General features: G+C 61.3%; 1 pseudogene. It reads right to left on the bottom strand.

The annotated features are described in order from the left end of the window. Positions 1 to 347: 347 nt before the first annotated feature. Positions 348 to 671, bottom strand: a pseudogene (locus AC1DVK_RS27085) (hypothetical protein); the annotation flags it as partial.

Below are 671 nucleotides of genomic sequence, written 5' to 3'. Positions count from 1 at the left end.
CCTTATAACACTCGTTGCATAGAGGAAATCTGGACGGTTGCGACGGCTGTTTTGTCGGGGGCGACGGCCCGGAACGGCTCCCCGGGACGGGAACACCGCCCAGTGTGTGGCCGGCGTCGTCGCACCAGGAGACGAGGACGTAGGAGGGTCCCTCTTACGGCGACGGCGTAGACGTCCACTGTGGCACTGCCCGCCAGCGGGAGACGCTCGCCACGACGTTCGGGTAGCTACCGTCCTCCCACGAGAGCGACTCCTCCGCGGGGTGAGCGGGATCGGGCCGGAGGTACTCGTAGGTTTCCCCGTCGAGGGTGAACGATGCCATCGGGCAATCCAGGCTGCGGTTACGGTTAATCTGCTCTATGCCTAGGGGTTCGCGTCGGATCCTGTGGGATTGAATCTAAGCTTCGGTCGCGCAGCGCGATTTTGGCAAGTCGCGTCAAGAACAACGCATGGTAGTTGAACGTGTAATGAACGGGGAACTTGCCCCAGGGATGACCTTCGAAGCTTTGGAGACCGTCAGGCATCACGTCAATACAGTCGACGTCGAAATTCGCGGCTAGGTGGTCGTCCATCGCGTCCCAATGCGAGTTCATGGACACAGCCCACGGGTTGAACTCGTGGGTGGCGCCGGATTTGTCCACCCACGTCGCCACGTTGCGTGAACGATGAAC

The organism is Peribacillus sp. P4_B1, assembly GCF_056402395.1.
The sequence above is the reverse complement of the archived record's forward strand: the minus strand, read 5'-3'. Positions and strand labels throughout refer to the sequence as shown.